Source organism: Citrobacter sp. MGH 55 (genome assembly GCF_016906145.1).
In the GTDB taxonomy this organism is placed as follows: Bacteria; Pseudomonadota; Gammaproteobacteria; order Enterobacterales; family Enterobacteriaceae; genus Citrobacter_A; species Citrobacter_A amalonaticus.
This window is the reverse complement of the sequence record NZ_CP070239.1, coordinates 2,791,717-2,798,575: the sequence shown is the minus strand read 5'-3', so window position 1 is coordinate 2,798,575 and position 6,859 is coordinate 2,791,717. Positions and strand designations below refer to the sequence as shown.

The following is a 6,859-nucleotide window of genomic DNA, read 5'->3' as shown; positions in this document are numbered from 1 at the left end:
AGCTTGAATATGCATCCATAAAATAGATTGGTATTTATCCAATAACTCTTTTCTTATACTAAAATCAACTTGACCATGTTTTTGATAGCTGCTTAACTTTTCATATTCCGTAAGTCCATATTTTTTCAATAACCAGTAGTCAGCAATCATTGCCGCCTGTTGCTCCATAGAGTAAAAAATAAAATGAGGCTCATCAAGATGATATGAATCCCAGCGTGTTGAAGCATAGGTATTATCATGAAAAGAAGAGTCATGCCGATAATATTGCCAGACAAAAGACATGGCAAATATAAACAAATGAGGATATTTTACAGAATCATGGAAGTTTGTATAATCGGCTGAAAAATCAGATTTATACTCGTTTACACTCAAAAGAATCTCACCATTTCTGGTATTGGTTATTACTTTAGATTGATACCTTGAATGATTGCGGTCACAATATATTTTTACTCTGTCGTAGTTGATGATATTCTTAAATAGAGTTTGCGCCAGTTTTAACTCTCCGGAGGTTAACGATCTGAATAATACAGGATCAGCCCCAGAAGATAACTCTGGCTCTGTGAATCGTTCCTGACAGTCTCTCAGAATAGTGCCTTCATGATCAAAAGAAGCGTTTCTTAATATCCTTTCGCACATAACAACCTCCATTTATTTTACTTCAGCATACGCCCCGAACGGAAAAATTCAATAAAGAATAACAAATTTAAATTTCACCTTCCGCATATACATTGCTACATTTTCATTTACCGAAATTGTGAATAATCCTTGCGGAAATTGGTTCAAACATATATTCCCAGCGTCACCATCAACCGCATAGGATCAATTGGTGATGCTATACAATGATTGGTCCACTGCCAGACGTCCTGGCACCACAACGGGGGTCGGTTCGGGTACGTTGAAGCAAAAAAGTACACGATGCACCCGTTACGCCGTTAAGGCATTAATCATGTGTTCCAGTGCGGGTGTCGCCTGTTGCTGGTCATACACAATGTATAAATCTGCCGGAATACGCTCCTCTAATGGACGGAACACCACACCCGGCCAGTTCATCTGCGCGTAGCTGTCGGCAATCAGCGTAATGCCAATTCCCATACTGATCATCGCCAGTACCGTTTGCGGTTCCATCACTTCACGTATGATCATCGGAGAGAACCCCGCACTCTGGCAAACGCGTTGCAGGAATGCCCAGTCAGTGTGAATCGAAGGCATGGTGACGAAGTATTCATTGCGCAGGGCTTCTAATGGTACGGCCTCCCGCACAGTCAGCGCATGCTCTTCTGGCATCGCCACCAGAAAAGAGGATTCATGCAAGCGCAAGCTGGTAAACCCAGGCGCCGGTTCCGTTGCCATTCGCCAGATGCCAGCGTCAAGCTCACGCCGCTCCAGCATGGCCATCTGCATCGCTGGCATATTTTCACGAAACAGCACCTCAACGTTAGGATTGTCCTTCAGGAATCGCCGCATTACCGGGCGCATTTTTCCCCACATCGCCGTGCCGATCACGCCCAGTTCGATCCGCCCTGCCTCACCGCGCCCGATCTGTTCGACGCGTGCTAACACCTGGCTGGCGCTGGAAAGCAGACGTCGTGACTCTTCCATCAGGATTTTCCCTGCATGGGTCAACGCTACGCTGCGCGAATGGCGGATAAACAGCAGCGTGCCGAGCTCCTGTTCCAGCTCTTTAATATGAATACTCAATGGAGGCTGCGACATATTCAGACGAGCGGCGGCGCGTCCAAAATGTAACTCTTCGGCGACAGCAAGAAAATAACGCAGTAACTTGAGATCGATACGAGGCGTGCGTTCCATGGGTAATGCGCTCCTGGGGAGAGGACTGATGCGCCAAATTACCACATTGCGTCGCAGAACAGGAACGACGGGCAACATATGCCCGCCGCAAAGGGGGATTAACGGGCCAGCGAGGGCTGTGCCTGCTTTTCAGGTTCATGCTTGTACTTAAAGCACAGCGCAAAAATCACCGCCAGCACCAGGGCATACGCCGCAAAGACCAGCCAGATAGTTTGCCAGTCCTTCACGCCATCCACTGAGAAGTAATCCACCGCCATACCGCTCAGGATGGAGCCGACCCACGCGCCGACGCCATTGACCATCGTCATAAACAGCCCCTGCGCACTGGCACGAATTTTCGAATCCACTTCCTGTTCAACGAAGACCGAGCCTGAAATGTTGAAGAAATCGAATGCGCAACCGTAGACGATCATCGACATCAGCAGCAGAACAAATCCGAGTGGAGACGGGTCGCCAAAAGCAAAGAAGCCAAAGCGCAATGTCCACGCCAGCATGCTCATCAGCATGACCGTTTTGATGCCAAAGCGTTTGAGGAAGAACGGGATAGTCAGAATAAAGCCGACTTCCGCCATCTGCGAGACAGAGAGTAAGATGGACGGGTATTTCACCACAAAACTGTCGGCAAACTGCGGATCGCGGGCAAAGTCGTGCAGGAAGGGGTTACCAAAAACGTTGGTAATTTGCAGCACTGCACCCAGCATCATGGCAAACAGAAAGAAAATCGCCATCCGCGGATTTTTAAACAGCACGAACGCATCCAGCCCCAGCTTACTGGCAAACGACGCGCTCGCTTTCTTCTCGGCGACCGGAATTTTCGGCAGCGTGAGTGCGTAGGCAGCCAGCAGCAGCGATGCGCCAGACGCAATGTACAACTGCGCGCTGCTCAGCTCCAGGCCCATCAGGCTGACGGTCCACATCGCAACGATAAAACCAATCGTGCCAAAAACGCGAATAGGCGGAAATGCCGTCACCGGATCCTGCCCTGATTGCGCCAGACAGGAATAAGAGACACTGTTGGAAAGCGAAATCGTCGGCATGAAGGCCATTGCGTTGATCAACATCACCCAGAACATGGTGTCCGGATCGGTCACCGTCGTCGCGTAGAGCAGCGCGCCCGCACAGAGCAGATGACAAAGCATATAAGCACGCTCTGCCCGCAGCCATTTGTCCGCAATAATCCCCATAATGCCGGGCATAATAATCGCCGCCAGCCCTTTTGAGCTGTACACCATACCCACGTTGGCACCGGTAAAATGAAGGGTGTTAATCATGTATGAACCCAGGGTGACCAGCCAGCTTCCCCAAATAAAATATTGCATAAACGACATGATCTTTAATCGGGACGCAATACCCATTTTTTCTTCCTTGCCGTAGAGTACGAACCCCGCCAGCAGGCGGGGTCATTATTATTATCGGTTTCAGGCCAGTTTGCGCAGGAACCCGCAAATCAGGTCGATAAAGTTCTGACGTGAAAGTTCAGCCGCCGCCAGGGTTTGCGCGTGCGAGAGCTTCACATCCCCCAGCCCTTCCGCCAGATTGGTGATCGCCGACACGGCAACCACTTTCAGTCCGCAGTGGCGGGCGGTGATAACTTCAGGTACCACCGACATCCCCACCACATCGCCGCCAATAATCTGCATCATGCGAATCTCCGCGGCCGTCTCAAAGTTAGGTCCCGGATAAGAAACAAATACGCCTTCGCTCAGCGTAAAACCCTCGTCGGCAGCCACGGTCTGTAAAATCGCACGATAATCGGCATCATAGGCATTCGCCAGCGAGAAGAAACGCTCACCAAAGCGTTCGTCGTTCGGTCCAACCATCGGCGTTCCCGGCATGGTGTTGATATGGTCACTCAGCGCCACCAGACTCCCTGGCCCCACTTCCGGACGCAGAGACCCTGCCGCATTGGTGCAGAACAGCAGTTCGCAACCCAGTAGCTTCATTGTGCGAATAGCGTCGGTCATCACGGTCATGCCGCGCCCCTCGTAGAAGTGCCCGCGTCCTTTCATACAGGCGACCGGAACCCCGGCCAGATGACCGAGCACTAACTCACCGGCATGCCCGTGAACGGTACTCACCGGGAACCCAGGCAGCTTCTCGTAAGAGATCGCCACCGCATCTTCTATCTGCTCGGCCAGCGCGCCTAAACCCGATCCAAGGATAAAAGCTACGCGCGGCGTGAAGTCAGGTTTATAGCCGCGGATAATATCAGCGCTGTTCCAGGGATTCTGGGAAAAGTGGGAGTCGGTCATGAGATGTCCTTATAATCAGCTAGTCACTCATTGAGTGAGGGAGGTAATGGTTATAGCGAGAGTACGCAATCGATTACCAATACAGTTTTCCCGGATGATCGATAGCAAATGTATATCAATCCTGGGCCCGGCAAGCACGTATGAAGGCTAATTGTCCCTGCCAGAAATAGGAGGATGCACTGAAGGTCTGTCTTTCTATGCCGATATCGTAGGTTTAATGGCAAAAGGAAACCACGATGACCACCATCAACGTCTCAACCCCTTCCGTTCAAAGCGGCGGGAGTAGCGCAAAAACCGCTTCAGGTAACAGTACCGCCGCGCAGATCGCCCAGATTGTGGAGAAAATCACCCAACTGACGCAGAAGCTCAAAGAGGTGCCGGATAGCACCGGCAGCGCGGAAGATAAGAAAAAACAACAAGAAATGCTCCAGACACAGATCAAAGTGTTGCAGGCACAACTGGCGCAGTTACAGCACCAGCAGGCCGAAGAGACTCAGCAAAAGCAGGAACAAACCCAGATTAACGCACAAGGCGTTAATCATCCTTCCGACGACCATCAGATTGATGTTTATATCTGATAAAGTGGATCCTGCGCACGTAAATTTGTTAATGCATTCGCCTGGGTGCGGACCACTTCCCACAGCGCCTGGGCTGCTGTCGACAGCGAGCGATTCTTGCGCCGTGCCAGCATCAGTTGTCGTTCCACCACTGGCGTCAGACGCTTCACCTGCAAGTGACTCCCCTGGGGCAGCGGTAACGCCAGCGCAGGCAAAATGCTAATACCTATTCCTGCTTCTACCATCGGAAACAGCGTCGCCGGATGACCAATCTCCTGCACAATATTGGCCTCTATCGCAAAGTGCGCGAGCGCTGCATCAATGAGCGGTCGACTCCCCGATGCATAATCCTGTAAGACCAACCGTTCCTCCCGGAGATCCTGCCAGTTCACCCATTCCCGTGTCGCCAGCGAGTGTGACTCATGGCAAAGCAGGAGAAAAGGTTCGGAGAGCACAGCTTCACATTGCAGATCGCTCACCGCCCCCGGATCAATCACAATACCAAAATCCACTTCTCCCTGGCGGATACTCTCCAGTACCCACTGCTGCGGTCGATCGTGCAGGACAAAGTCGATCGCCGGATAGCGCAAGTTGCTTTGCGCAATGCACTGCGGAATGAGATGGGCGGAGATCGTCTGGCTTGCCGCCACGCGGACCGTCCCGGTGAGTTGCGTGCCCACCCTACCCGCTTCACGCAGCGTGATGTGTAGCTCATCCAGCAGTCGCTCCAGACGACCCGCCAGTTGTTGGCCGGCGTCCGTCAGCACCACTTCTCGCGTCGTGCGATCCAGCAGTTTAACGCCCGTCTGGCGTTCTAGCTCTTTAATACTGTGGCTCACTGCTGACTGACTCAGACCAATGCACTCGCCTGCACGGCTAAAACTTTTTTCCTGGGCTACAGTGACAAACACCCGAAGTTGACGCAGTGAATAATTCATCGATTCGATTCATATATAGATGCAATAAATCAATTTTATTTCTCAAAATGAAAAACGCAAAATAAGGACACCGAATTCCTGGAGTATTTATGAATATTTTTCGTATCCTCGATCCGTTTACGCTGACCCTGATTACGGTCGTCCTGCTGGCCTCATTTTTCCCCGCTGAGGGAGATTTTGTGCCTGTTGTTGAAGGCATTACCACCGCGGCCATCGCGCTCCTGTTCTTTATGCACGGAGCAAAGCTTTCGCGCGAAGCCATTATCGCGGGCGGCAGTCACTGGCGGTTACACCTGTGGGTGATGTGCAGCACCTTCATTTTGTTCCCGGTGCTCGGCGTATTGTTTGCCTGGTGGGCGCCGGTCAACGTTGATCCGATGCTGTACACCGGCTTTCTGTATCTGTGCATTTTGCCCGCTACGGTACAGTCAGCGATTGCCTTTACGTCGCTGGCGGGAGGAAACGTTGCGGCGGCGGTCTGCTCAGCCTCAGCCTCCAGCCTGCTGGGGATTTTCCTCTCCCCGCTGTTGGTTGGTCTGGTGATGAATATTCATGGCGCAGAAGGCAGTCTGGAGCAGGTCGGGAAAATCATGCTGCAACTGCTGTTGCCGTTTGTGCTCGGGCACCTTTCCCGCCCGTGGATCGGCAAGTGGGTCGCACGAAATAAAAAATGGATTGCGAAGACCGATCAAACGTCAATTTTGCTGGTGGTTTATTCCGCCTTCAGCGAAGCCGTCGTGAACGGGATCTGGCACAAAGTGGGCTGGGGATCGCTGCTGTTTATCGTCGTGGTCAGCATCGTGTTGCTCGCCATCGTGATTGCTGTAAACATCGTTGTGGCGCGCAAATGCGGCTTCAACAAAGCCGACGAAATCACGATTGTTTTCTGCGGGTCGAAAAAGAGTCTGGCAAACGGCGTCCCCATGGCCAACATCCTTTTCCCGACGTCCGTCATTGGGATGATGGTGCTGCCGCTGATGATCTTCCACCAGATTCAGTTGATGGTCTGTGCGGTACTGGCGCGCCGCTATAAGCGCCAGACCGAACAGTTACAGGCGCAGCAGGACAGCCGCGCCGCCAAAGCTTAAAGCGGGCGCTTCAGGGGCTGAACCAGCTGGCTCAGCCCTTCGGTTTTGATTAGCAGCGTAATTTGCATCAGCTCGCCCAGTTTACCCGCCGGAAACTCATCCTTGCGGGCAAACCACAGCAGATACTCTTCTGGCACATCGATCAGCCGACGCCCTTTATATTTACCAAACGGCATCACCGTGTTGGCAATCTCAACGAGCTGCTCTTTCTCCAT

At 52.0% G+C, this 6,859-nt stretch carries 8 protein-coding genes; 2 read left to right on the top strand and 6 right to left on the bottom strand.

Annotated elements, in window-relative coordinates:
* From JTI98_RS11070 to xapA, 4 genes are all read right to left on the bottom strand, one after another.
* On the bottom strand, positions 1-648 hold a 648-nt coding region (locus tag JTI98_RS11070; RefSeq protein ID WP_216081248.1), incomplete at its 3' end, for a hypothetical protein.
* A 276-nt stretch (positions 649-924) separates the two neighbouring features.
* Positions 925-1,809, bottom strand: a complete 885-nt coding sequence (locus tag JTI98_RS11065) for a LysR family transcriptional regulator (RefSeq protein WP_046402133.1) — start codon at positions 1,807-1,809, stop codon at positions 925-927.
* Positions 1,810-1,907: 98 nt separating this feature from the next.
* The gene (locus JTI98_RS11060) at positions 1,908-3,164 is read right to left on the bottom strand and encodes a nucleoside permease (RefSeq protein WP_058586926.1); all 1,257 of its coding nucleotides are present in this window, start codon (positions 3,162-3,164) and stop codon (positions 1,908-1,910) included.
* A 63-nt stretch (positions 3,165-3,227) separates the two neighbouring features.
* Complete coding sequence (gene xapA, locus JTI98_RS11055) at positions 3,228-4,061, bottom strand: xanthosine phosphorylase (RefSeq protein WP_042999916.1); 834 nt, start codon at positions 4,059-4,061, stop codon at positions 3,228-3,230.
* A 236-nt stretch (positions 4,062-4,297) separates the two neighbouring features.
* Between xapA and JTI98_RS11050 the strand changes: the two genes are divergently transcribed.
* The gene (locus JTI98_RS11050; protein WP_044327911.1) at positions 4,298-4,639 is read left to right on the top strand and encodes a FlxA-like family protein; all 342 of its coding nucleotides are present in this window, start codon (positions 4,298-4,300) and stop codon (positions 4,637-4,639) included.
* Here the strand turns inward: JTI98_RS11050 and JTI98_RS11045 are convergent.
* Positions 4,630-5,556, bottom strand: a complete 927-nt coding sequence (locus JTI98_RS11045) for a LysR family transcriptional regulator (RefSeq protein WP_044258390.1) — start codon at positions 5,554-5,556, stop codon at positions 4,630-4,632. The genes JTI98_RS11050 and JTI98_RS11045 overlap by 10 nt on opposite strands.
* Before the next feature lie 89 nt (positions 5,557-5,645).
* Between JTI98_RS11045 and JTI98_RS11040 the strand changes: the two genes are divergently transcribed.
* Positions 5,646-6,644, top strand: a complete 999-nt coding sequence (locus tag JTI98_RS11040) for a bile acid:sodium symporter family protein (protein WP_044268280.1) — start codon at positions 5,646-5,648, stop codon at positions 6,642-6,644.
* Here JTI98_RS11040 and JTI98_RS11035 read toward each other — a convergent pair.
* Entirely contained in the window at positions 6,641-6,859 is a 219-nt protein-coding gene (locus JTI98_RS11035; RefSeq protein ID WP_042317684.1) for a DUF3820 family protein, read from the bottom strand. The two genes, JTI98_RS11040 and JTI98_RS11035, sit on opposite strands and share 4 nt — an antisense overlap.

Excerpts from the sequence above, each read along its gene's own strand:
- JTI98_RS11065 (WP_046402133.1), bottom strand. The coding sequence starts at position 1,809 with ATGGAACGCACGCCTCGTATCGATCTCAAGTTACTGCGTTATTTTCTT.
- JTI98_RS11060 (WP_058586926.1), bottom strand. The coding sequence starts at position 3,164 with ATGGGTATTGCGTCCCGATTAAAGATCATGTCGTTTATGCAATATTTT.
- xapA (WP_042999916.1), bottom strand. The coding sequence starts at position 4,061 with ATGACCGACTCCCACTTTTCCCAGAATCCCTGGAACAGCGCTGATATT.
- JTI98_RS11050 (WP_044327911.1), top strand. The coding sequence starts at position 4,298 with ATGACCACCATCAACGTCTCAACCCCTTCCGTTCAAAGCGGCGGGAGT.
- JTI98_RS11045 (WP_044258390.1), bottom strand. The coding sequence starts at position 5,556 with ATGAATTATTCACTGCGTCAACTTCGGGTGTTTGTCACTGTAGCCCAG.
- JTI98_RS11040 (WP_044268280.1), top strand. The coding sequence starts at position 5,646 with ATGAATATTTTTCGTATCCTCGATCCGTTTACGCTGACCCTGATTACG.
- JTI98_RS11035 (WP_042317684.1), bottom strand. The coding sequence starts at position 6,859 with ATGGAGAAAGAGCAGCTCGTTGAGATTGCCAACACGGTGATGCCGTTT.